Here is a 22060-nt window from a genome sequence, read left to right on the forward strand (position 1 = left end):
ATTAGCTTGGGCTTCTTCAGGAGCCAGCGTGAAATGATCACCTTCTGCTGGTTCCCCCCGCTCAACTGTTTGATCAGGTCGCTCGGCGAATTGCATTTGATGGACAGCTTCGTCGAAACCGATTCGTACATCTCGTTTTCCCGCTTTTGTGAAAACACCCCGAGCAGGTTGCAGATGTCCGACAGGGACGGAAGGGTGGAATTCCCCCTGACCGACATGGTCGCGATCCCGCCGCTGGTCAGACGGTCCTCCGTCACCATGCCGATCCCGGCCTCCACGGCGTCCTTCGGGGAGGCGATGCGGATCCGCTTCCCGTCCATCCGGATTTCCCCGCCGTCGATCCGGTCCAGGCCGTAAAGCCCCCGCATGATCTCCGTCCGCCCGGCGCCCATAAGCCCGGAAAAGCCGAGGATTTCCCCCTCGCGCACCTGGAACCCGACGTCCCGGAAGACGCCGGCCCGTTCCAGTCCCCTGACCTCGAGCACGACCTTTCCCTTGTCCACACGCCGCTTGGGGTAGATGTTCTCCAGCTTTCTCCCCGCGATCATTTCGATCAGGGAGCCTTCCGTGACCTCCGAGACCGCCTTCCGGCAGATCAGGTTGCCGTCCCGCAGCACCGTGACGGTATCGCAGATTTCGAGAATTTCGTCGAGCTTGTGGGAGATGAAGATGATCGCAACGCCCTTTGCCCGGAGCTTCCGGATAATCCGCAGAAGCAGTTCGATCTCATGCGCGGCAAGCGCGGAGGTGGGCTCGTCCATAATGATGATGCGCGAATCGTAGCTGAGCGCCCGGCAAAGCTCGACCAACTGCATCACCGCGACGCTCAGGTCCTGAACCTTCGTCTTCGGGTCGATTTCGATTTCGAGCTCCTCCAAAAGGGCTTTCGTCGCCTCGTACCGTTTTTTCAAGCTCAGGCATCCGCACCTGGAAAACCGCTCCTCCCGTCCCAGCCAGATGTTTTCCGCAACATCCAGCGTGGGGACCAGGCTGATCTCCTGATGGATCATGGAGATCGCGTTTTCCAGCGCGTCCAGCGGCTTTTTAAACTCCACGCTCTTCCCGTCCAGGCGGATTTCCCCGCTGTCCTTTGCGTAGATTCCGAGCAGAATCTTCATGAGCGTCGATTTCCCGGCGCCGTTCTCCCCGACAAGCGCGTGGACGGTCCCGGCTTCCAGAACGAAGTCGATGTCCCGCAGCACGCTGACGCCGAAAAACGACTTGCTGATTCCGCTCATACTCAACAGTGGCGTACTCATAGCTAGAACCTCTTTCAAAGCGACGCCTTCGCCCCGGCGGGCCTCCGCCCGCGGAAGGGACCGGCGTCGTTGGGATCACGCGGGCGGGGGTCCTCCCCCGCCCGCGGTGGTAATCTGCCGCCCCGCGCGGACCGGCCTATTCCGTCCTCGTGTATTTGTTCGCCGCGAACTCCTCGACGTTGTCCTTATCGACAAGCTCGATGACCGCTTTGCCCATCGAGTATTCCTTTACAGATTTGTCCCAGGTTCCGAGCGTCACCTGCGCCGTCACTTCGGCGCACTTCTTGGCTATCATGCCAAGATAGTTGCCGGTCGTCGCCGTCATGTCCCCGCTCTTGATGAAGTCCAAAACACCTTCGTCTCCGTTGCTGCCGGTAATCAAGATTTCCCCGCTCTTCCCGGCGGAAATTACGGTATTCACAACACCCATCGCCATTGTGTCGTCCGCGCAGCAAATCATATTCAGCTCTGGATATGCCTGAAGCCAGTCCTCGGTGATGCGGGTGGCCTCGTTGGCGCTCCACTGGCCCCACGCCTCGGCAAGGATGTTCATGCGGCCGGGATATTCCGGCGCCATCTCCCGGATGTACTTGAGGCGTGGCAGGCAGCGGGTGGTTTCGGGCTTGCCCTCCATCATGCACATATTCAGCGTGACATCGGGATTTGCATCCAGATATGCACGGATATAGTCCCGCATTGCCATTCCCTGCGTGTCCTCGTCCAGAGAAATACAGTAAAGCGTCTTCGCCTCGGTGTTCGCGCCGCCGATGTCCACGACATTGATGCCGGCGTTCATGGCCTCCTCATAAGCCGGAACCAGTCCATTGGTATCGTTCGGGTTGATCACGAAGGTCTGGTATTTCCCCGACGCGATTGCCGTCTCAATTTGGGAAATCTGCGTCTCGGTGCTGCTGTTGGCATCAAATACATCTATGCTGGTGAAGATGAAGCTGTCGTCCGCCTCGTCGATTGCCTCGAGGTTTTTCTTCCAGTTGTCGGTATAGAGCTTGTTGCTCTCATTGAGCACCTCACAGAACCATGCGACCCCGTACTCCGCGGGGCTGCCCGCAGGAGCCGCGGATGCCTCCCCGGGAGCGGGTGCTTCTGCCGGAGCACTGTCAGGGACGTTCGCGCCACAGCCCACCAATGCGAGGCTCATAATCGTCAGGGCAAGTAAAACAACTGTAAGCTTTTTCATTTCTGCTCCTCCACCTTAATTATTTTCAGAAAATATTGAACAATTCTTTCGATATTTTCTGAAACAAATATATATGATTTCTATTAATATGTCAAGACATATCATGCATTTCAAGCGCAATTTTCCCTTTTATACAAGGTTATTCCGTAAAATATTATCATATATGCACAATTATTTTTGTAAAATAGCAAAAAGAGTGGAATATTTTTACTTTTCCTTGCATTTTTCTTTTCAATCCATTATACTAGCAAACAGAAAATAACACGTGTAAGAGGAGGGGCCCGTTATGCGGAAAACGATCGGGCACAGCAGCATACACGACGTCGCGAAAGAAGCCGGGGTATCCCTTTCCACCGTCTCCCGTGTGTTCAACCAGCCCAAAACGGTAAAAGATGGAACACGCGAAAAGGTTCTCGACGCCGCGCAGAAACTGAACTATACGCCAAGGGCCCAGACTGCCAGGGAACTGCTGGTCATCAATATTCCCTCCATCAGCAATCCGTTTTACAGCGAGATCCTCAACGGCGCAAAGGCGTCCGCAGAGCTTAACCAATACGACCTTTTTATCACCCAGGAGATACTTGCCGGCGACAATATCGACGGCTATCTTTCCGCGTTGAAACGGTGCAACGCGCAGGGGCTGATCACCCTTAACTACCTCAACGGGAACCTGGCCGGGACCATTCGGGAACACATTCCCCTGGTTCAGTGCTGTGAATATGAAGATGATAGCAATGTGAGCTGTGTCGGAATCGACAACATCGACTCCGTCGAAAAGGCGATGCAGCACATCCTCGCGGCCGGGCACGACCGGATTGCCCTTCTCAATGGCCCAGAGGAATATAAATATGCCCAACTGCGCCTGGAAGGATATCGCAAAGCCCTGCGAGACGCGGGGCTTCCCATTAACAGAGACTGGATTGTCCACCTGCCTGAAATATCGGCGGAGATTGCGTTCGCCTCCGCTGTCAAGATGCTTTCCACCGGCAACATCCCCAACGCGTTTTTCGCCGCCTCCGACCTCTGCGCCGCAGCGGTAATCCGCGCCGTTGTGTATAAGGGGCTTCGGGTTCCGGAGGACATCGTCGTGGTTGGATTCGACAACATCGAGATCTCCAGTATCACCGTTCCCTCCATCACCACCATCAGTCAGCCCCGTTTCCAACTGGGTTATATTGCCTGCGACCTGCTTTGCGAGCAGATCAAGAACCCCGACGCCGAGGTCCAGCGGGTGCTCCTGAACACCGAATTAATCATCCGGGAGTCCACCATGTCACGGGCGAAGGACTGACACCGGCCCCCGGCGCTCCTGAAGCGAAAACCCCGGTGCATGATGCGCATTGGGGCTTTTATCCCGGACGAGCCGCCGACAAAGGGCGTCCGTACACGGCCAGCGCCCGCAGCGGTGTCCGTGCGCTTTGTGCCATTGTCCGCGGTCCAAAAACGCGCATGGAGTCGGTTATTTTCCCCGTCTGCCGCTTGACATCGGCGGCGTTTGGCATTACGCTGTTACGGTACGGAACGAACCGGCAAAACGGAGGCAACCATATGGCAATGCAACTGAACAAGCAGCTGCCGCTGCCCGCGGATCTCAAGGCGGAATACCCGCTCTCCCGGGAGATCACCGGGGTCAAGGCGCGGCGCGACGCGGAAATCCGCGATATTTTTACCGGATGCTCGGACAAATTCGTCGTGATCGTCGGGCCCTGCTCGGCCGACAACGAGGACTCTGTCTGCGATTATGTGTCGCGGCTCGCCGCACTCAACGAAAAACTGTCCGACCGCCTGATGCTCATTCCCCGCATCTACACGAACAAGCCCCGCACCACCGGCGAGGGCTACAAGGGCATGCTCCACCAGCCCGAGCCGGACAAGGCGCCCGACCTGCTGGCGGGCATCATCGCCATACGGCGGATGCACACCCGGGCGATCATGGAAAGCGGACTCACCTCCGCCGACGAGATGCTCTACCCGGAAAACCGCAGCTACCTCGACGACCTGCTCTCCTACGAGGCGGTCGGCGCGCGTTCGGTGGAAAACCAGCAGCACCGCCTGACCGCGAGCGGGATGGACATCCCCGTGGGGATGAAGAACCCGACGAGCGGCGATTTCGTTGTGACGCTCAATTCAGTTTTCGCCGCGCAGCATCCCCACAACTTCATCTACCGCGGCTGCGACGTCACCACCGGCGGCAACGACCTCGCGCATGTCATCCTGCGCGGCGGCGTGGACAAATACGGCACCACGATCCCCAACTACCACTACGAGGACCTTGTGCGCCTCATGGAGATGTACGGCGAGCGCAGCCTCCAAAATCCCGCCGTGATCGTGGACGTCAACCACTCCAATTCGAACAAGCAGTATAAGGAGCAGATCCGCATCGTCAGCGAGGTGCTCCACAGCCGCAACTACAATCCCGACCTCAAAAAGCTCGTCAAGGGCGTGATGATCGAAAGCTACCTCGAGGAGGGCTGCCAGAAGATCGGCGGGACGCACATCTATGGCAAGTCGATCACCGACCCCTGCCTCGGCTGGGCCGACACTGAAAAGCTCCTCTATAAAATCGCCGAAAACTGCTGAAACGGCGGAAGGCGCCCGGCAATGCCGGGCGCCTTCCGCTTTGTTTTCATCCGGTCAGCCGAGCAGCTTGAAGATCGAAACGATCTTGTTGAGCGACCCGATGGGATCCTGCATATTCAGCAGGTTCCCCAGGATGCCCTTCGGCCGGTTCCCGTTCCCGTTCTGCGCCGCGCCTCGGTTCATCTGCTGCGGGCGCCCGGATGGCCGGGACATCTGCCGCGGCCCCATCTGCCGCTGTGCCGTCTGCTGCTGGCGGGGCTGCCGCATGGCCTGGCGCTGGGGCGTCTGGCCGGGTTGACGATTCTGCATAAAAACCTCCATGCGCCCGGCTTTGCCGGATCAGGCCAATCCCCGCCGCGCGGCGGGACCGGCCCGCGCTTTTGCCGGGCGGCGAAAGGACCGCGTTTTTTCGCGATTTCCTCTTAATGCCATCCTATGCGAAAAACGGCCGGCCGCCACGCCGTCCGTTTCTTTTTTCGTTTGGATTTTCCTGCGCGCCCATCGGTTCCCTCTGATCATTTCGCAGAAATTGCAGACAATAATGCCGAGGTGATTAAAATGGAACAGCCTTTGAACCAGAAGATCCCTCCCGAACCCCAGCGGACAGTCCTGTCGGAACAGGACCTCCGGGCGCTGTCCCAGCGGTTCGGCTCCACGCGCTCCTACCAGGGCAGCGTCGTCGGCATCACCGACGAACGCATGCGCCAGCTGGCGGAGCACTTTACACCATGAGCGGAGGCGGCAGCATGCAGACAAGCGATCTTTACGACCTGATCGCACAGGACGGCAGGGCGCACCGGTTTTTCGCCGCCCTGCCCGACGGCGTGCGCGACGCGGTGAGCTGGCAGGCCAAAAGCCTTCACAGCTTCCCCGAGCTGCAGGCCTGTGCGCAGGAGCTGCTCAGCGACTACGACTGAGGGGGAATTCGATGGATCAGCCCCTGGAGTACTATCCCATCCACTATGATGAGCTGGAAAGCTACCTCAACGGCGAAGAGGCCGGCGGCGGGGAAAACGACATCCGAAGCGTGATCTGCTGAACGGGGCCGCGGCCCCGTTCTTTTTTTGTCAAAAAGCCGTCCCCGCATGTGGGACGGCTTTTTTCATTCTTTGTTCACGACGTTGACCGGGCGGCCCGCCAGAAACGCCCGCAGGTTCTCCACGGCCACGTCCATCAGCCGCCGTCGGCTCTCCCTGGGCGCCCAGGAGATATGCGGGGTGATCAGGCAGTTCTTCGCGCTGAGGAGCGGATTGTCCGCGCGGATGGGCTCGTCTGACACCACGTCCAGCCCCGCGGCGTACACCTTCCCGCTGTTCAGCGCGGCGGCGAGGTCCTCCTCCACGATGAGCGGGCCGCGCGAATTGTTCAGAAGGATCACCCCGTCCTTCATCTTCGCGATGCTCTCCCGGTTGATGATCCCGCGCGTCTTCGGAAAGAGCGGGCAGTGCAGAGTGATCACGTCCGAATCCGCCAGGAGGACGTCCAGCGGGACGTATTCCCCGAGGGCGCGTCCCTCGTCGCAGGGGAACGCATCGTACGCGAGCACCCGCATCCCCATCGCCTTAGCGATCTTCCCGGTCGCCCGGCCGATCCGCCCAAAGCCGATGATCCCCATCGTCTTGCCGTCCAGCTCGATCAGCGGATAGTCCCAAAAGCACCAGTCGGGACCCTGCTGCCAGCGCCCGGCGTGCACCGCCTCGCTGTGATGGGCCACATGGTGGCAGATTTCGAGCAGCATCGCGATCGCATACTGCCCGACGGCGGCGGTCCCGTAGGTGGGGACGTTGCAGACGGGGATGCCGCGCTCCCGCGCGGCGGCGACGTCCACGACGTTGTAGCCGGTCGCCAGCACGCCGATAAACCGGAGCGCGGAACAGTCCTCGATGACCTCCCGCGGGAGCGGGACCTTGTTGGTGTAGACCGCCTCGGCGTCCCCGATCCGTTCCCGGACCAGCTCAGGCGGCGTGCGGTCGTAGACCGTCAGCTCGCCGAGCGCCTCCAGGCCCTCCCAGCTCAGGTCGCCGGGGTTTTCGGTATATCCGTCCAGCACCACAATTTTCATAACCTGCCTCCTTATCGTTATCTGACCAGCACAAGGCCGAGCAGCGCCCCCGCCAGAATGACGGTGGGAATGCTTCTCTTTGCAAGCAGCAGCGCCCCCGCCGCCGCCCCGATGACGACCGCCGGCCAGAGCGGCGCGCCGTTTAAAAAATAGTTTGCCTGCCCGAGCGGGACGGCGACCGCGAGGATCATGCCGATGCATACAGGGCGGACGCCGTAGAGCGCGTTCTGCAGGAACCGGTTCTGCCGGAACTTGACCATAAAGTGGCAGGCGAGCATGCAGACGGTGAGGGAGGGGGTCATCACCCCGAGCGTGGTGGCGATCGCGCCCGGCAGGCCCGCCACCTGGATGCCGACGAAGGTCGCGCAGTTGATGCCGAGGGAACCGGGCGTCATCTCCGCGATCGCCACGATGTCCGAGAGCTGCTCCATCGTCATCCAGTGGTGAGCAAGCATCTCCTGGTTGATGAAGGGGATCATCGACAGGCCGCCGAAGCTGCAAAAGCCGATCTTGAGGTAGCTCCAGTAGAGCTGCAAGCAGATCATCCCCGCACCCCCCTGAGCATGAGCCCCGCGGCCGCGCCGAGCAGCACCACGAGGATGTTGTTGATCGGAAGGAAAAGGCAGATCAGAAAGCCCCCCAGTACGATCCCGTACTGGACCTTCTCCTGGATGGCGATGGAGCGCAGGCCGGCGGCCGCGGAGAGGATGATCGGCACGACGGCGGCGCGCACGCCGACCATGGCGCGCGCGATATAAATGTTGCGGCGGAACTGCTCGTAGAAGACCGTGACCACCGACAGCACGGCGACGGAGGGCGCGGCCACGCCCACGGCGGCGATGACGCCGAGCGGCACCCCGCCCACGTGGTAGCCGAACATTACGGCGATGTTGATGACCATGATGCCGGGGAACGACCGTCCCACCGACACGATATCCAGCAGGTCCTCCTTGGAGATCCAGCCGCGCTTGTCGACGAATTCCCTCTGGAGCTGCGCCACGATGCTCCAGCCGCCCCCAAAGGTGAAGAGCCCGATCTTAAAGAGCAGCAGGAAACAGCAGAGCGGCCTGGGAAGCCCGCGCCTTGCATCCAACACCCCACCCCCGTCCTTTCGACGCGCGCAGGGATTCCCCCGCCCTTTTGAGGCGGGAGAATCCCGTCCGCCCGTTTTTTGCGGCGGCCGGTTCAGTCCAGACCGCCATGCGCCTTGTAATAGGGAATCAGCCCTCCCGCGCGCACAAGCCCGGCCAGCTGGACGGGAAAGGCCGGGAAAGGGTAGTCCCCCCTCCCCTCCACACTTATGATACCCGCCTCGACGTCCACCGTCAAGCGGTCGTACTCCTCGACCCGCGGCGCGCAGACAATCGGGAGGATGTCCAGGTTCACGCCGCCCCGGTAAAAATTGCGGCTGAAGGAGCGCGCGACCACACAGCGGATGCCCGCCGCCTTCATCACCAGCAGAATCTGCTCCCGGGAGGAGCCGCAGCCGAAATTTTCCCCCGCCACGAGAATATCCTCCGGCTGCAGGCTCTGCGCCAGGTCGGGCCTGCACGATTCGAAGAGGTTTCCCGCCAACTCCTCCGGCGGCGCGCCGCCGCCGAGGTACTGCCCGCCGATGATCTGGTCGCCGCTGACGTTGTCCCCGAGCAGCTGCGCTCTTCCTTCGATCATCCCGCGTCACCTCCCGCCGTAAGATACCCCTCCAGCGCCGAACAGGCCGCCACCAGCGGGGATGCGATGTAGATTTTTCCCCTGCCGCCGCCCATGCGGCCCGCCGCGTTGCGGTTGGTGGTGGAGACCACCGTCTCCCCATCCGCAATGAGGCCCCCGTGGATGCCGGCGCAGGGCCCGCAGCAGGGGGGCAGGATTTGCGCGCCCGCCTCGAGCAGCACGCGGTAGACGCCCGAGTGGGTCACGACCTAGACCTGTTTGCCGGGAAGCCCTCCAGTGCGTCCGGGGCCGCGGGAGCGGCCTTCTGCGAAGGGGCCGCCGGGGCGGCCGCGGGCGAACCTTTTTTGACAAATTGACTATTTTCGTTTTTACTGTATCCTATAACCACTGATTTGTCTAATATTTAATCCTCATATGAATCATAACTTTTTATCATGAAATTTCAGGAGGCGGTCGCTTGACACCGAAAGAATTGCGTTACGTTCTCGCAATCCAGGAGCACCAGAACCTCTCCAAGGCCGCACAGTCCCTCTACCTCTCCCAGCCCGCGTTGAGCAAGTACATCAAAAACCTTGAGGCGTCCCTCGACGTCAAAAACGTCGGCAAACGGCTCATGCTGACCGCCGTCCACAAGAACACCGTCTTCAAGCTCGGGTGCGGGCTTTTCCTCGACGCCTGCCGTGAGGTGGCCCGGAACTATCCGGACATCACGCTCGAGACGGTCGTCGTCGACACCTTCGCCATGAAGATGCTGATGAAGCCCCAGGACTATGACGTGGTGGTCACCACCAACATGTTCGGCGACATCCCCTCCGACGAGGCGGCGGAGCTCGTCGGCGGCCTCGGCATGGCCGCGGGGCTCTGCGTGGGACCCGACTACTGCATGGCACAGGCCACCCACGGTTCCGCGCCCGACATCGCCGGCAAAGGAATCGCCAACCCCTTCGCGATGATCACGTCCGCGCAGATGATGCTCTCCTGGCTCGGCGAAAAGAAACGCGACCCGCAGGCCGTCCAGGCCGCGCGGGAAATCCAGGAAGCAGCGGAGGCCGTGCTGGACGATAAGTCCGTCGTTACCCCCGACCTGGACGGCGGAAATGGAGCGGCGATCCGCCGACTGCTTGCTTAATCCGGATGGGCTGTTTTTTCCCATTTTCCGGCTTCCCGAAAAATTAAACGCCAGGCCCGGACGCCTCCTGCGTCCGGGCCCTTTTTGCACCCGTTTTTCATTCTGCCCCGCCTCCCGCGGCGGCCCCTCCCGGCACCGGACGCGGCCGGACGGCATATGCTGGTATGGGCAACTGCCCGATTTGTTTTGGAGGCTTCATCTATGGCTAACAATCGATTCTTGAACCCTATCTTCCCGGAGGAACGGATCTGTAACTGCCGTCCTCCGGTTCCGCCTTGTCCTCCGCCCATCCCGCCCTGTCCTCCTCCGGTTCCGCCCTGCCCGCCGCCCTGTCCCTGCCCGACGGGAATCACCGGGCCCACCGGACCGATCGGACCGCAGGGACCGATTGGGCCGCAGGGCCCCATCGGCGTCACCGGACCCACCGGCGCGACCGGTTCGACCGGGCCCGCCGGACCCACCGGCGCGACCGGCGCGACGGGCGTCGGCATCATAGGCCCCGTCGGACCGACGGGCGCGACGGGCGCGACCGGGCCCACCGGTCCCACGGGCGTCTCCGTCACCGGTTCGACCGGCGCGACCGGCCCCACAGGGCCGACCGGGCCCACGGGCGCGACAGGCGCCACCGGCGCGACGGGCGCTACTGGACTTTCGGTCACCGGCGCGACGGGTCCCACCGGACCGACCGGACCCACCGGGCCGACCGGCCCCACAGGCCCCACCGGAGAAACCGGCGCGGCCGAGAATATCGTCATCCGCAACACCACCACCTCCGAGCCCGGGACCCCGGCCTCGGTCGTGGACGTCACCGGCGGGCCGACGCACGTCCTGGACTTCACCATCCCCCGCGGCGCGACCGGACCCACCGGCGTGACCGGACCCACGGGTCCCACCGGGCCGACCGGCGCAACCGGGGCCACGGGAACCGGGGCTACCGGCGCGACCGGTGCGACCGGAGCGGCGGGAGCCACCGGCGCAACGGGTCCCGCAGGACCCGCCGGACCGACGGGGGCCACGGGAACCGGGGCTACCGGCGCGACCGGGCCCACCGGACCGACCGGTGCATTCCTTTCTGCACAACCGTCTTCCGTGCGGCGTGCTCTCCGGTGATCACGCCCCCCGCTCAACCGCCATGCTCCAGGCCCAGAATCTGTTCATATGGGTCACGGAAACGGAACTGAATTTCCACCCGGCCGTTTGCATGGACATACACCTTATTGACAAGCTCAGCCAGAATGTCCCGATCCAGGGCTTGAAGCTGCCGGGTCCTTTTAAACCGTTCAAGGCGCGAATCGTCCCGCGCCGGTTCTCTTTCACATACGGCTCCTTCCTCTTTCAGCCGGCTGATTTCCTTTTGGAGCGCGTCAACTTCCGACTCGAAGGAGCTCTTATAGTCCAGATACTCCGTCTGCGAGAGCAAACCGTCCTTCATATCGGTATATAAGGATTTCAGATAGCCCTTCCGCTTTTCGAGTTCCTCCGCGCCCTGGCTCAGCAGGGCCTGAAGCCGGTCCTGTCGGCAATCCGGTTTTGAGGCGCGGCCCGCCTCTTCCGCAAGGCCGGCCAGGCCGTCCGCCAGGTCCACCTGCATTTGGACCGCCTTCAAAATGACGCCGCACAGGCGCTGCTCCCGGATCGAGTGGGGCGTACAGCCGTCCTTCGACTGCCGGTTCGTCCGGCAGCAGTAGTAGGCGAGCTCCTTGGATGTTTTCCGGTGCATGGCCTTTTGGCAGTCGGCGCAGAATACAAAGCCGGACAGCAGGTGCAATTCCCCCTGCCGGGGCGGCGTCCGCGTGTTTTTTTGCAGCAGCCGCTGAACGGTCCGAAACGTCTCCCCGTCGATGACCGGCTCGTGCGTGTCTTTGACGACATACCAATCTTCCTCCGGCAGGCTCACACGTTCGTGCACCTTGTACGACCGGACCCTTTGCTTCCCCTGGACCATGTGCCCCAGGTACATTTGATTGCGCAGGATTTCATAGACCGTCCGCTGGGTCCAGAGGGAACTGTGGTATTTGTCATGCGGGTTTTGATACTTGAGGCCCTTCCGCCGTTTGTATTCCGCGGGGCTCGGATAGCCGAGCCCGTTGAGCCTCCTCGTGATCCCCTCCTTGCTGAGGCCTTTGCAGTACCACCTGAAAATTTCCCGCACCACCTCCGCCGCCTCGGGATCGACCACCAGGTGGTTTCTGTCGTCCGGGTCCTTCCCGTAACCGTACGGGGCAAACGCCCCGATAAACTGCCCTTTTTTTCGTTTGACGTCGAAGACGTCACGGACCTTGAGGCTCGTCTCCCGGCAGTGGTTCTCGTTCATCATGCCCTGAAAACCGATGGACAGCATGTTTAAGGTCTCCGGGTGCCGGTAGGTATCGATGAACGGGAGCCGGGTCGAGATAAAGCGCACGTTGTACCGGACCCGCGTCTCCTCCAGAAAACGTGTCTGGTCGGCGCTGTTGCGGAAGGGACGGGACAGGTCCTTTACCAGGACGCAATTGATTTTCCCGCCATAGATGTCTTCCAGCAGCTCCCGGAAGCCGGCGCGCTCGTCCTCGCTCGTCCCGCTGACGCCGTCGTCAACATAGATTTTATGGAGCTTCAGGTCCTCATGGCCGGCAATGTAATCGAGCAGCCACCGGCGCTGGTTGGCGATGCTGTAGCTCTCGTCGTTCCCGTCTTCGCGGGAAAGCCTCAGGTAGATTCCCGTCGGCCATTCCGCCGCCGTTTCCAAATCCTTTTTTTCCACATATCGCCGGGACATAACGCCTCCCCTCTCCCCCGCGCGGCCGCACGCCCAAATACCCGGCCCGCCGTTCAGGGGTCCCCGTGTGCAAGGTAGTGTAAAAGCGCCTCCTTCAGCGTCCTGTTTTCATCGCTGAAGCTGATTTTGACCGGGACGCCGTCCACCAGGAAGCAATAGGGATTGCCCGTCCGCTCGATCAGGCGTTCCAGCCTCCCGGCGGGCGGCCGGGAAGCGTCCGTCCAAACGTCCGCAAGCTCTGCGAGCCCGGAGATCTCCTGGTCCCGAATGTCCGCGCGGCGCATGGCGTCAAGTTCGGCGCGAGTCAATGGCCTTCCCCCCTCTCGCCTAATTGCTATGCCCGGCACGGCCTTTCCTTGCATGTCCCCGCGTATTTGGCGGCACGCCAGAGAAAGGGCCGCTCAACTCTTGCGAGTTGAGCGGCCCTTTTGGATTTGATCCGCCGCCGTCGGAGCATAGGACGGCGCGGCATTTTCCTTCGCCCGGCTACAGGCGGTCGGCCCATCCGCGGCTTCTGTCCACGGCCTTGCGCCATCCGGCGAGCAGCGCGGCCCTGCGGGGTTCCTCCATATCCGGTTCGAACGTGACGTCGCACCGCCAGAGGCTCTTCAGTTCCTCCGTCCCGCTCCACACCCCGACGGCGAGGCCCGCGAGATAGGCCGCGCCGAGCGCGGTGGTCTCCCGGATCATCGGGCGGCGCACCTGCTTATTCAAGATGTCCGCCTGAAACTGCATCAGGAACCGGTCGCGGCTCGCGCCGCCGTCCACGCAGAGCTCGGAGATCCGGCGGCCGGTGTCCCGTTCCATCGCCTCGACCAGCTCCAGGCTCTGGTAGGCGATCGACTCCTGCGCCGCGCGGATCAGATGCTCCCGTTTGGTCCCGCGCGTGATCCCCATGATGCAGCCGCGCGCATACATATCCCAATAGGGCGCGCCGAGACCGGTGAAGGCCGGCACGAGGTACACCCCGCCGGTGTCCTTCACCTTTTGGGCGTAGTATTCCGCGTCGCAGCTCTCGTTGAAGAAGCGCATCTCGTCCCGCAGCCACTGGATGACCGCGCCGCCGACAAACACGCTGCCCTCCAGCGCGTACTGGACCTTTCCGCCCAGCCCGACCGCGATCGTCGTCAGCAGTCCGTTTTTGCTCTCGCAGGCGGTCTCCCCCGTGTTCATCAGCAGGAAGCAGCCGGTCCCGTAGGTGTTTTTGGCGTCCCCCGCTTCAAAGCAGCCCTGCCCGAACAGCGCCGCCTGCTGGTCGCCCGCGATGCCGGCGATCGGGATCTTCGTCCCCTGGAGCACGGTATACCCGTAAACCTCGCTGGAGCCGCAGACCCGCGGCATCATCGCGCGCGGGATGTCGAGCGCCTCCAGCAGGGCGTCGTCCCAGTCGAGCGTGTGGATGTTATAGAGCATCGTGCGGGAGGCGTTGGTATAGTCGGTCACATGGACCGTCTTGTCGGTCAGCCTCCAGATCAGCCAGCTGTCGACCGTCCCGAACAGGATCTCCCCCCGCTCGGCGCGCTCGCGCGCGCCCGGCACGTGGTCAAGGATCCATTTGATCTTTGTCCCGGAAAAATAGGCGTCGGGAATGAGCCCGGTTTTTTCCCGTATGGTCTCCCCGAGGCCCCGGTCCAGCAGCTCCCCGATCATGTCCGCCGTGCGGCGGCACTGCCAGACGATCGCGTTGTAGATCGGCCTGCCGGTGTCCCGCTCCCACAGGATGGTCGTCTCCCGCTGGTTGGTGACGCCGATCGCCGCGATGTCCCGCACGTCGACGTCGTTTTGGGTGATGACCTCGCTCATCACCGCGTACTGCGACGCGTAGATCTCCATCGGGTCATGCTCCACCCAGCCCTGGCGGGGATAATACTGGGTGAACTCCTTCTGGGCGAGCCCGACGATGTTCTGCTCGGCGTCAAAGAGGATCGCCCGCGAGCTGGTGGTCCCCTGGTCGAGGGACAAAATATAGCGGCTCATGCGATCTCCTCCCTGCCGGCGGCGGACGGCCGCGCGGATTCCAGCGGGCGGGCGGGCAGGCTGCGCGTCGCCACAATGTTCACGCCCGTCCCGCAGACGTTGCGCACGACCACCTGCCCCAGCGAAACGGGGGCCTTCAGCCGTATGCCGTCGAGAAGCGCCATCGCTTCAAACAGCTTCCCTTTGGGGAGCGGGCCGTCGGTCTTGACCGGGCAGCGCGGGTGCGCGTCGCCCGAGACGCAGACGGTGGAGGTCAGCACGCGCGTGGGGTTGGTCAGCTCCGCGCGCCCGTATTCCGCGCCGCGCGGGCAGGCGTTTCCGGTCACGGTGAAGCCGTTTTCCTCATCCACGCGCAGGCGGCAGCCCTTCGGACAGACAATGCAGGTCAGCTCTTTCATGTTTGCGCCTCCTTGATCGATACCGTCAAATCCTTCCCGGCCGCCCTTTCCAGCAGCTGTCTGGGAAGCGTGATCCGCTCCATTTCGCCGGGGGCCAGCCGTTCGCGGGGGAACCCGGCGATTCGATTTCCGTCCGCGTCGACCTCGACCGTGCTGGCCCCGCAGACCCGGTTCACCCGGAAAAACAGCTCGGTGCGCTCCCCCGCCGCGTCCATCCGGATGCGCTGCGGCACCGTATAGCTCACCCCGCCGCCCGCGCGGACCTCGGTGACGCTCCCCCCGGCGCGCGCGCCCTTCCTGACATACGCGGCGGCCGCCGCGCCCGCGCGCTGCCCCTCCGCCGTGACAAAGTCGACCAGGTCGTGCACATGTACCACGTTGCCGCAGGCGAACACGCCGGGCATCGAGGTCTCCATGTTCTCATAGACCACCGCCCCGTTCGTCCTGCGGTCAATTTCGATCCCAGCGCGCCGGGTCAGCTCGTTTTCGGGGATGAGGCCCACCGAAAGCAGGATCGTGTCGCAGTCGAAGGTCATTTCCGTCCCCGGGACGGGTCTGCGGTCTTCGTCCACCCGCGCGACCACCGCGCGCTCCACCCGCCTGCCGCCCTGGATGTCGACAATCGTGTGGGAGAGGTAGAGCGGGATGTCGTAATCGTGCAGGCACTGGACGATGTTGCGGGTAAGCCCGCCCGAATAGGGCATCAGCTCGACGCAGGCCAGCACCTTCGCGCCCTCGAGCGTCATACGGCGCGCCATGATCAGCCCGATGTCCCCTGAGCCGAGGATCAGCACCCGCCTGCCCACCATATAGCCCTCGATGTTCAAATAGCGCTGCGCCGTACCCGCCGTGAATATGCCCGCCGGGCGGGTGCCGGGGATCGCCACCGCGCCGCGGGTGCGCTCCCGGCATCCCATCGCCAGGACCACCGCCTTCGCCTCGAGGACGCGGTAGCCGTCCGCCCTGCTGACGGTGTGCACCCTGCGGTCGGGCGTGATCTCAAGCACCATGGTGTCCGAGCGCACCTCGATTCGCGTGTCCCGCAGCATCTCGACAAACCGCTGGGCGTATTCCGGCCCGGTCAGCTCCTCCTTGAAGTAATGAAGCCCGAACCCGTTGTGGATGCACTGGTTCAGAATTCCGCCGAGCTCGCGGTCGCGCTCGAGGATCAGGACCCTTTCGAGCCCCTCCCGGTATGCCTGCACCGCGGCCGCCAGCCCGGCCGGGCCGCCGCCGATCACCACCAGATCATACAAGGCCCGCACCCCCCATCTTGGTTTTTCCCGTTATAATATAGGACCCCACGCGGTCCTGCAAGATCTCCTCCGGAGGGAGCCCCCGCTCCCTCGCCAGCAGCTCGAAGACCCTCGGCCCGCAGAAGCCGCCCTGGCAGCGGCCCATCCCCGCGTTGCAGCGCCGCTTGACCCCGTCCACCGAGCAGGGAGGGATCGGGCCGCGCAGCGCGTCGAGGATCTCGCCCTCGGTGATGGTCTCGCAGCGGCAGATCACCCTGCCGTAAGCCGGGTTCTCCTCCGCCAGCCGCGCCTTCTCCTCGCAGGGCAGCTCCTTGAAGCGCACCCTGCGGCGGGTGTCGATAAAGAAATCCTTTTTGACGAGCCGCAGGCCGCAGCCCTCCAGCAGCTCCGCCGCCATGCGCGCGATCGCGGGCGCAGCGGAAAGGCCGGGGGATTTGATCCCCGCGATGTCGATCAGGCCGGGGGCGTCCGCCGCCTCCGCGATGATAAAGTCGTCGGCGCCGTCCGCCGCCGCGCGCACCCCGGCAAAATTGCGGATCGATTCCCGGAAGTTGATGGAGGGCACCGATTTGCGCGCAAGGCGCATGACCTCTTCCAGCCCCCCGGCGGTCGTCGCGGTATCGTCCCGTTCCCTGGGGGGCTCGTTGTTGGGCCCCACGATCAGATTGCCGTGCACCGTGGGTGCCACCAGCGTCCCCTTGCCCGCCCTGGTCGGGCATTGGAAGACGACATGGCTGACCCGCTCCCCCTCGCTTTTGTCGAGCAGGTAGTATTCCCCCCGGTCGGGGTGGATGCGGAAGGCCGGCGCGGCGGCCATGTTGTGCACCTCGTCGCTGTAAAGGCCCGCCGCGTTCAGGACATACCGCGCCCAAAAGCGCCCGGTCTCCGTGTCCAGTTCAAAGCCGCCCTTGCAGCGCCGGATCGCCGTCACGCCCGCGTTCAGGTGAAGCGAAACACCATTGCGCACGGCGGTCTCGGCCAGCGCGAGGGCGTATTCCCAGGGATTTACAATCGCCGCGGTCGGCGCGTAGAGCGCGCCCACCACCTCGGGGGACAGGTTCGGTTCGAGGTTTCTTACCTGCGCGGCATCGAGCAGTGACAGGCCGGGGACGCCGTTTTCCACGCCGCGCGAATAGAGCGTCCGCAGCAATCCGGCGTCCTCCCCGGAAAAAGCCGCCACGAGCGAGCCGCATTGGCGGTAGGGAACGTCCAGCTTCCGGCAGAGCTCCTCCGCGAGACGGACCCCCTCTACGTTGAGCCGCGCCATCAGGGTGCCCGGAGGCGGGTCGTATCCCGCGTGCAGGATGGCGCTGTTCGCCTTTGTGGTGCCGCAGGCCACGTCGTTTTCCCGCTCGAGAACCGCCACGGAAAGCCGGTACCGCGACAGCTCATACGCGCACGCGGCGCCCACGATTCCGCCCCCGATGATTGCAACATCTAACATGGTAAGCTCCTTTCGCCGCTCTACCGGCATAAATTGGTCCCCGGCGCCCGTCCGCGCCGCGGTGCAGAAAAAGAGAGCACGACATCCGGCGCTGTCTCCAGCGCCCTTCTGCCGTACTCTAAAACTCTTGCAGCATTTCTTCTTTTCAGGCCGGGACGGCCCGCTACAGGAACCAGATCGCCCTCTGGGTGGAGGAGACCGAGACCGCCCCGGCGGCCAGCGCGTTGATCACATCCTCCTTGTCGCTGATCAGCCCGCCGGCGATGATCGGCTTGTCGGTGGTTGCCGCGATCTTGCGGATCACCTTGGGCATGACGCCCGGGAGGATCTCCACAGCGTCGGCCTCGGCTGTCGCCAGCTGCCTGCTGATGTTAAAAAGCGCCATGGAATCCAGGACAAAAAACCGCTGCACCGTCAACAGGCCGCAGCCCTTGGCATGCCGCACGAGGGAGTGCTTGGTGGAGATGATGCCGTCGGCGCAGGTATTCTTTGCGATGAAATCCACCACCACGTCCTGCGAGGTGAGGCCGTCCACCAGGTCGATGTGGACGAACGCCAGTTTCCCCGCCTCCTTCAGCTGTGCCACGATCCCGGCGATATTCAGCATATCCCCATAGAGTACAAACGCGATCGAGCAGTCGCTCGTCAGGCAGTTTTGGAGCCCTTCGGGGTTTTTGACCGCGGCGATCACCGGGCTGTCCCGCAGCGCCTCCAAAAATTTCTTCTTTCCGAGCACCTCGGCGCCCTCCTTCCATATGGTACCGGCCCGACGGTCACCCGGCGGCCTCCCGTTTCCCGCCGGAGAACGGCCAGTCGTTGACCACCTTTTCCGCGAAGCCGAAGAGCCGGTCGATCTTCAGCGGCGTGCCGTCGTCCAGCACCGCCGTCCCGGAATAATATCCGAACACCTGGTGCTGCTCCGCCCCGTAACGGATCCCCGCGGGCGCGCTGGAATGGCGGTCGAGCACCGGGTCCATGGTCATCTCAAACCGCCCGTCGGAGGAGCGGAAGGTCCACGGCTTGGAGAAGGCGGTCTCGTCGTCCTGGATGACAAAGTCCACCTCTTCCAGCTTATGCGCCCTGCCGCCGTAAAAGAGCACATTTTCGGTGGCGGCGGAGGTGTCGCCGTACCGGCTGCCGATGTTGAAGCCGAACAGCCTGCCGCCGACCACCCCGCCCGCGCTCCCCCAGCAGGGGGTGCTGTGCTCCGGCCAGACCCCGCGGCCCCAGTCCTGGACGGCAAAGGCGCGCGACGGGTCATAGCGGTAGGAAAGCCCGCCCAGCCGAAACCCGCCGCTCACGCGGATGCAGGGGACCTTGTGGCAGTAGAAGAACAGCCCCGGCTCCTCCGCGAAGGGGAAGGCGTGCTCGCAGATGTCCCCCTCCGGGAACTCGAGCGCCAGCTCCGCCTCGAGCGGGTCCGCGCCGCTGAAATCCTCGAAGCGGACGTTCAGGGCCATTTGCCTGCCGGAATAGCGGTACTCGCCCACTGCGCGTTCGTTTTGGAACCGCACGTCCTCCCACGAAGTGCGCGGCGGGGACAGGACGCTGCTTTCCGCCGGGCAGAAGGCCATCTCGTTGACCTGCCGGTTTTCCCGGTAGTCCATGAAGCTGACCGACAGCCGGTGAAAAGCCCCCATGTTGGCCATCGAAAACCCGAGCCCGTAGTGGTCGTCCCCGGCGAAATAGTAGTGCCATTCCTTGAAGAGCTCCTTCGGGAACCGGATGTTCTCCGGGTTGTAGCGCAGGCGGGGGGCGCGGGACCAGCCCGCCTCCACCAGCGTCCCGTCGGGCTTTAAAAGATCGTGCCGCGTCAAAATTTCGTGCTGCATCTGCTCCTCCCGTCTACCAGCGGTTGACCACTTTTTCCGCGAATCCGAACAGCCGTTCCACCGGGAGCGCGGTCCCGTCGTCCAGGACCGCCCGGCCGGTGAAATACCCGAACACCTGGTGCTGGTCCGAGCCGTATTGGGCGCCCGGAGGCGGGTTGGAGTGGCGGTCCAGGACCGGTGTGAAATCCATCTCGAACCGGTTGTCAGAGGAGGTGAACCTCCACGGCTTCATAAAAGAGGTCTCCCCGTCGGGGATCAGGAAGGACACCTCTTCCAGCTTATGCATCACGCCGTCGTAGACGACCATGTTCTCGGTGGCGGCGGAGGTGTCCCCGAACCCGTAGCCGATGTTGAACCCGAACGGCCTCCCGCCGATCCGGCCGCTGGCGCTTCCCCAGTACCACTGGTTCCGGCGGGGCCAGACCCCGCGCCCCCAGTCCATGACCGAGTAGGCGTCCCACCCGTCGAAATCGTAGTGCAGCCCGCCGAGGGTAAAGCCGCCCGAGACGCGGATGCAGTTGACCTTGTGGTTGTAGTAGAACATCCCCGGCGCGTCCCCGAAGGGGATGACGACGACGGTGGTGTCCCCCCCGGGCATTTCGAGGCGCAGGTCGGCGTCGAGGGTCTCCCCGTCCAGCAGGTTGGGGAAAACGACCTTCAGCCGGGTCTCCCCGCCGTTCCGGAGGTACCGGCTCTCCGCGCCGTTCCAGGAGAAATGCAGCGGGCCGTCCGAGGTCGGCGGCGAGCGCAGGACGCTCTCCTCCGGCGTGCAGAAGGCGGTGTCGTTCGCCTGGATGTTGTTTTGGAAATCCATGAAGTTGACCGACAGGCGGTGCAGGCTGCCGACGCTGGCCGTGGAGAAGCCCAGGCCGTAGCGGTCGTTCCCGGCGAAGTAGTAGTCCCATTCCCGGATCTCCTCCCGCGGGAACCGGATCGCCTCCCGGTTGTAGGCGAGAATCGGCGCGCGGCACCAGCCCGCTTCGATCAGGTTTCCGTCCCCGTCCAGGAGGGGATGGGGTCTCGTAATCTCATGCTGCATGAAGAACCTCCTTCATTCCGCCGCTTTCCCTACATCCCGAGGTAGGCGACCTTGACGTGCTCGTTTTCGAGCAGCTCCTTCCCGGAGCCCTCCATCACCATCCGGCCGTTTTCCATGACGTAGGCGCGGTCGGCGATCCGCAGGGCCTGGCGGGCGTTCTGCTCGACGAGCAGGATGCTGATCCCCTGGGCGTTGAGCCGCTTGATGACCTTGAAGAGGTCGGCGATGATCATCGGCGCGAGCCCGAGGGACATCTCGTCGATCATCATGAGCTTCGGTTCGCTCATCAGCCCGCGCGCGATGCTGATCATCTGCTGCTCGCCGCCGGAAAAGGTGTTGGCCATCCGGTCCTCGTATTTCCGGATCGCGGGGAACATCTGGTAGGCGAAATCCAGATTCTTCTGCACGCGCGCCTTGTCCTTGCGGTAGGGGTAGGCCCCGATCAGCAGATTGTCCCGCGCGGAGAGCTCGGGGAAGAGCTGCCGCCCTTCGGGGACCATGCAGAGGCCCTTGCGCGCGATCAGGCTGGAGGGCAGCCCGGTGATTTTTTCGCCGCAGAAAAGGATCTCCCCGCCCGCGATCGGGTTCATGCCGGAGATGCTGCGCAGCAGGGTCGATTTGCCGGTCCCGTTCGCCCCCACGACGACGACCAGCTCGCCCTCGTCGACATGCAGGCTGACGTCCTGCAAGATTTGCAGGCCGCCCAACGTTACGTCCAGGTTATTGATCGTCAGCAACATCGTAATCCTCTCCCAAATAAGCTTTTATGACGCGTTCGTCCGAGGAAATCACCTGCGGGGAGCCGGAGGCGATGATCTCGCCGTATTCCAGCACATACACCTTTTCGCACAGGCTCATGATGACCCGCAGCACATGCTCCACGATGAACAGCGCGATGCCGAGCTCCCCGTTGACCTTTTTCACCAGCTCGAGCATCATCTCGACCTCGGTGGGGACCAGCCCCGCGAACAGCTCGTCGAGCAGCAGCATCTCGGGCTCGGTGGCCAGCGCCGCCGCGAGCTCCGCCTTTTTGCGCTCGAACATGTTGAGCCGGGGGATCTTGACCTGCTCCTTGCCCTCGAGCCCGACGAAGCGGATCATCTCATGGGCAAACGGCAGCGCGTCCTTCTTGCGCTTGCGGCGCAGGTAGGCGCCCACCAGCACCGACTCCTCCAGCGTCATCCCGGCAAACGACTGCGCCTTCTGGAAGGTGCAGGCGATCCCCGCGCGGCAGACCTCGACCGGCCCGAGTTTGGTGATGTCCCGGTCCTTGAAGCGGATCGTTCCGCTGTCGATCTTGTTGAAGCCGGAGATCGACTTGAACATGGTGGATTTGCCCGCGCCGTTCGGGCCGATCAGCCCGACGATCTGGCCCTTTTCCACCTCGGCGGTGACATTTTTGTTCGCGACCAGCCCGCCGAAAGCGATCGTCGAATTTTCGAGTTTGAAAAACATTT

The 22060-nt window shown here is 63.2% G+C and carries 24 protein-coding genes; 5 read left to right on the plus strand and 19 right to left on the minus strand.

Annotated features, from left to right (window positions below; all coding sequences use genetic code 11):
* Together ACZO3G_RS05415 and ACZO3G_RS05420 are read right to left on the minus strand one after the other, a co-directional pair.
* Positions 1–1259, minus strand: a 1259-nt coding sequence (locus ACZO3G_RS05415) for a sugar ABC transporter ATP-binding protein (RefSeq protein ID WP_486846901.1), incomplete at its 3' end; no start/stop codon positions are given.
* A 136-nt stretch (positions 1260–1395) separates the two neighbouring features.
* The gene (locus ACZO3G_RS05420) at positions 1396–2457 is read right to left on the minus strand and encodes a sugar ABC transporter substrate-binding protein (protein WP_486846903.1); all 1062 of its coding nucleotides are present in this window, start codon (positions 2455–2457) and stop codon (positions 1396–1398) included.
* Positions 2458–2743: 286 nt separating this feature from the next.
* Between ACZO3G_RS05420 and ACZO3G_RS05425 the strand changes: the two genes are divergently transcribed.
* The gene (locus tag ACZO3G_RS05425) at positions 2744–3748 is read left to right on the plus strand and encodes a LacI family DNA-binding transcriptional regulator (protein ID WP_276873792.1); all 1005 of its coding nucleotides are present in this window, start codon (positions 2744–2746) and stop codon (positions 3746–3748) included.
* Between the two features lie 257 nt (positions 3749–4005).
* Complete coding sequence (locus ACZO3G_RS05430) at positions 4006–5037, plus strand: 3-deoxy-7-phosphoheptulonate synthase (protein WP_277138610.1); 1032 nt, start codon at positions 4006–4008, stop codon at positions 5035–5037.
* A gap of 54 nt (positions 5038–5091) precedes the next feature.
* Here ACZO3G_RS05430 and ACZO3G_RS05435 read toward each other — a convergent pair whose 3' ends face one another.
* Positions 5092–5346, minus strand: coding sequence for a hypothetical protein (locus tag ACZO3G_RS05435; protein WP_101552654.1), 255 nt, complete (start codon positions 5344–5346; stop codon positions 5092–5094).
* Between the two features lie 249 nt (positions 5347–5595).
* Here ACZO3G_RS05435 and ACZO3G_RS05440 point away from each other — a divergent pair, with 249 nt between their 5' ends.
* Both ACZO3G_RS05440 and ACZO3G_RS05445 read left to right on the plus strand, forming a co-directional pair.
* Positions 5596–5769, plus strand: a complete 174-nt coding sequence (locus ACZO3G_RS05440; protein ID WP_276873793.1) for a hypothetical protein — start codon at positions 5596–5598, stop codon at positions 5767–5769.
* Positions 5770–5783: 14 nt separating this feature from the next.
* A complete protein-coding gene (locus ACZO3G_RS05445; protein ID WP_158595612.1) occupies positions 5784–5954 on the plus strand; it encodes a hypothetical protein in 171 nt (56 codons plus the stop codon).
* A 185-nt stretch (positions 5955–6139) separates the two neighbouring features.
* On the opposite strand, the gene ACZO3G_RS05450 is transcribed toward ACZO3G_RS05445, so the two are convergent.
* From ACZO3G_RS05450 to ACZO3G_RS05470, 5 genes are all read right to left on the minus strand, one after another.
* Complete coding sequence (locus ACZO3G_RS05450) at positions 6140–7099, minus strand: D-2-hydroxyacid dehydrogenase (protein WP_276873796.1); 960 nt, start codon at positions 7097–7099, stop codon at positions 6140–6142.
* Positions 7100–7116: 17 nt separating this feature from the next.
* A complete protein-coding gene (locus ACZO3G_RS05455; RefSeq protein ID WP_276873799.1) occupies positions 7117–7644 on the minus strand; it encodes a chromate transporter in 528 nt (175 codons plus the stop codon).
* On the minus strand, positions 7641–8195 hold the full coding sequence (locus ACZO3G_RS05460) for a chromate transporter (RefSeq protein ID WP_172439285.1): 555 nt from the start codon (positions 8193–8195) through the stop codon (positions 7641–7643). Before ACZO3G_RS05460 ends, ACZO3G_RS05455 begins: the two co-directional genes overlap by 4 nt.
* Before the next feature lie 89 nt (positions 8196–8284).
* Positions 8285–8770 carry a LeuD/DmdB family oxidoreductase small subunit gene (locus ACZO3G_RS05465; RefSeq protein ID WP_276873805.1) on the minus strand — a complete coding sequence of 162 codons (486 nt, stop codon included), beginning with the start codon at positions 8768–8770 and terminating at the stop codon, positions 8285–8287.
* A complete protein-coding gene (locus tag ACZO3G_RS05470; protein WP_101552662.1) occupies positions 8767–9015 on the minus strand; it encodes an aconitase family protein in 249 nt (82 codons plus the stop codon). The genes ACZO3G_RS05465 and ACZO3G_RS05470 overlap by 4 nt, the downstream gene beginning before the upstream one ends.
* Before the next feature lie 212 nt (positions 9016–9227).
* On the opposite strand from ACZO3G_RS05470, the gene ACZO3G_RS05475 reads away from it, so the two are divergent.
* Complete coding sequence (locus tag ACZO3G_RS05475; protein ID WP_276873809.1) at positions 9228–9899, plus strand: isocitrate/isopropylmalate family dehydrogenase; 672 nt, start codon at positions 9228–9230, stop codon at positions 9897–9899.
* Between the two features lie 1123 nt (positions 9900–11022).
* Here ACZO3G_RS05475 and ACZO3G_RS05480 read toward each other — a convergent pair.
* From ACZO3G_RS05480 to ACZO3G_RS05530, 11 genes are all read right to left on the minus strand, one after another.
* Complete coding sequence (locus ACZO3G_RS05480) at positions 11023–12657, minus strand: recombinase family protein (protein ID WP_276872674.1); 1635 nt, start codon at positions 12655–12657, stop codon at positions 11023–11025.
* Between the two features lie 53 nt (positions 12658–12710).
* Complete coding sequence (locus ACZO3G_RS05485) at positions 12711–12965, minus strand: DUF6870 family protein (protein ID WP_276872676.1); 255 nt, start codon at positions 12963–12965, stop codon at positions 12711–12713.
* 178 nt (positions 12966–13143) lie between these two features.
* The gene (glpK, locus tag ACZO3G_RS05490; RefSeq protein WP_486846906.1) at positions 13144–14634 is read right to left on the minus strand and encodes a glycerol kinase GlpK; all 1491 of its coding nucleotides are present in this window, start codon (positions 14632–14634) and stop codon (positions 13144–13146) included.
* Positions 14631–15032 (minus strand): DUF1667 domain-containing protein, encoded by a 402-nt coding sequence (locus tag ACZO3G_RS05495; protein WP_486846908.1) that lies wholly within the window; start codon positions 15030–15032, stop codon positions 14631–14633. Before ACZO3G_RS05495 ends, glpK begins: the two co-directional genes overlap by 4 nt.
* Positions 15029–16288 (minus strand): NAD(P)/FAD-dependent oxidoreductase, encoded by a 1260-nt coding sequence (locus ACZO3G_RS05500; RefSeq protein WP_418452693.1) that lies wholly within the window; start codon positions 16286–16288, stop codon positions 15029–15031. The genes ACZO3G_RS05495 and ACZO3G_RS05500 overlap by 4 nt, the downstream gene beginning before the upstream one ends.
* A complete protein-coding gene (locus ACZO3G_RS05505) occupies positions 16281–17732 on the minus strand; it encodes an NAD(P)/FAD-dependent oxidoreductase (RefSeq protein WP_276872681.1) in 1452 nt (483 codons plus the stop codon). The genes ACZO3G_RS05500 and ACZO3G_RS05505 overlap by 8 nt, the downstream gene beginning before the upstream one ends.
* A 163-nt stretch (positions 17733–17895) precedes the next feature.
* Entirely contained in the window at positions 17896–18468 is a 573-nt protein-coding gene (locus tag ACZO3G_RS05510) for a glycerol-3-phosphate responsive antiterminator (RefSeq protein WP_121587622.1), read from the minus strand.
* A gap of 37 nt (positions 18469–18505) precedes the next feature.
* A complete protein-coding gene (locus ACZO3G_RS05515; RefSeq protein ID WP_276872685.1) occupies positions 18506–19564 on the minus strand; it encodes a DUF2804 domain-containing protein in 1059 nt (352 codons plus the stop codon).
* Between the two features lie 13 nt (positions 19565–19577).
* The gene (locus tag ACZO3G_RS05520; RefSeq protein ID WP_276872688.1) at positions 19578–20603 is read right to left on the minus strand and encodes a DUF2804 domain-containing protein; all 1026 of its coding nucleotides are present in this window, start codon (positions 20601–20603) and stop codon (positions 19578–19580) included.
* A gap of 29 nt (positions 20604–20632) precedes the next feature.
* On the minus strand, positions 20633–21343 hold the full coding sequence (locus ACZO3G_RS05525) for an ABC transporter ATP-binding protein (RefSeq protein ID WP_306575962.1): 711 nt from the start codon (positions 21341–21343) through the stop codon (positions 20633–20635).
* The gene (locus ACZO3G_RS05530; protein WP_101553284.1) at positions 21324–22058 is read right to left on the minus strand and encodes an ABC transporter ATP-binding protein; all 735 of its coding nucleotides are present in this window, start codon (positions 22056–22058) and stop codon (positions 21324–21326) included. The genes ACZO3G_RS05525 and ACZO3G_RS05530 overlap by 20 nt, the downstream gene beginning before the upstream one ends.
* Positions 22059–22060 lie beyond the last annotated feature (2 nt).

The organism is Anaerotruncus sp. (genome assembly GCF_057433415.1).

Bases quoted from the DNA above. Each gene is read 5' to 3' on its own strand.
- ACZO3G_RS05450 (WP_276873796.1), bottom strand. From the start codon at position 7,099: ATGAAAATTGTGGTGCTGGACGGATATACCGAAAACCCCGGCGACCTG.
- ACZO3G_RS05455 (WP_276873799.1), bottom strand. From the start codon at position 7,644: ATGATCTGCTTGCAGCTCTACTGGAGCTACCTCAAGATCGGCTTTTGC.
- ACZO3G_RS05530 (WP_101553284.1), bottom strand. From the start codon at position 22,058: ATGTTTTTCAAACTCGAAAATTCGACGATCGCTTTCGGCGGGCTGGTC.
- ACZO3G_RS05445 (WP_158595612.1), top strand. From the start codon at position 5,784: ATGCAGACAAGCGATCTTTACGACCTGATCGCACAGGACGGCAGGGCG.
- ACZO3G_RS05495 (WP_486846908.1), bottom strand. From the start codon at position 15,032: ATGAAAGAGCTGACCTGCATTGTCTGTCCGAAGGGCTGCCGCCTGCGC.
- ACZO3G_RS05525 (WP_306575962.1), bottom strand. From the start codon at position 21,343: ATGTTGCTGACGATCAATAACCTGGACGTAACGTTGGGCGGCCTGCAA.
- ACZO3G_RS05520 (WP_276872688.1), bottom strand. From the start codon at position 20,603: ATGCAGCATGAGATTACGAGACCCCATCCCCTCCTGGACGGGGACGGA.
- ACZO3G_RS05440 (WP_276873793.1), top strand. From the start codon at position 5,596: ATGGAACAGCCTTTGAACCAGAAGATCCCTCCCGAACCCCAGCGGACA.
- ACZO3G_RS05435 (WP_101552654.1), bottom strand. From the start codon at position 5,346: ATGCAGAATCGTCAACCCGGCCAGACGCCCCAGCGCCAGGCCATGCGG.
- ACZO3G_RS05515 (WP_276872685.1), bottom strand. From the start codon at position 19,564: ATGCAGCACGAAATTTTGACGCGGCACGATCTTTTAAAGCCCGACGGG.
- ACZO3G_RS05425 (WP_276873792.1), top strand. From the start codon at position 2,744: ATGCGGAAAACGATCGGGCACAGCAGCATACACGACGTCGCGAAAGAA.
- ACZO3G_RS05480 (WP_276872674.1), bottom strand. From the start codon at position 12,657: ATGTCCCGGCGATATGTGGAAAAAAAGGATTTGGAAACGGCGGCGGAA.
- ACZO3G_RS05430 (WP_277138610.1), top strand. From the start codon at position 4,006: ATGGCAATGCAACTGAACAAGCAGCTGCCGCTGCCCGCGGATCTCAAG.
- glpK (WP_486846906.1), bottom strand. From the start codon at position 14,634: ATGAGCCGCTATATTTTGTCCCTCGACCAGGGGACCACCAGCTCGCGG.
- ACZO3G_RS05505 (WP_276872681.1), bottom strand. From the start codon at position 17,732: ATGTTAGATGTTGCAATCATCGGGGGCGGAATCGTGGGCGCCGCGTGC.
- ACZO3G_RS05465 (WP_276873805.1), bottom strand. From the start codon at position 8,770: ATGATCGAAGGAAGAGCGCAGCTGCTCGGGGACAACGTCAGCGGCGAC.
- ACZO3G_RS05420 (WP_486846903.1), bottom strand. From the start codon at position 2,457: ATGAAAAAGCTTACAGTTGTTTTACTTGCCCTGACGATTATGAGCCTC.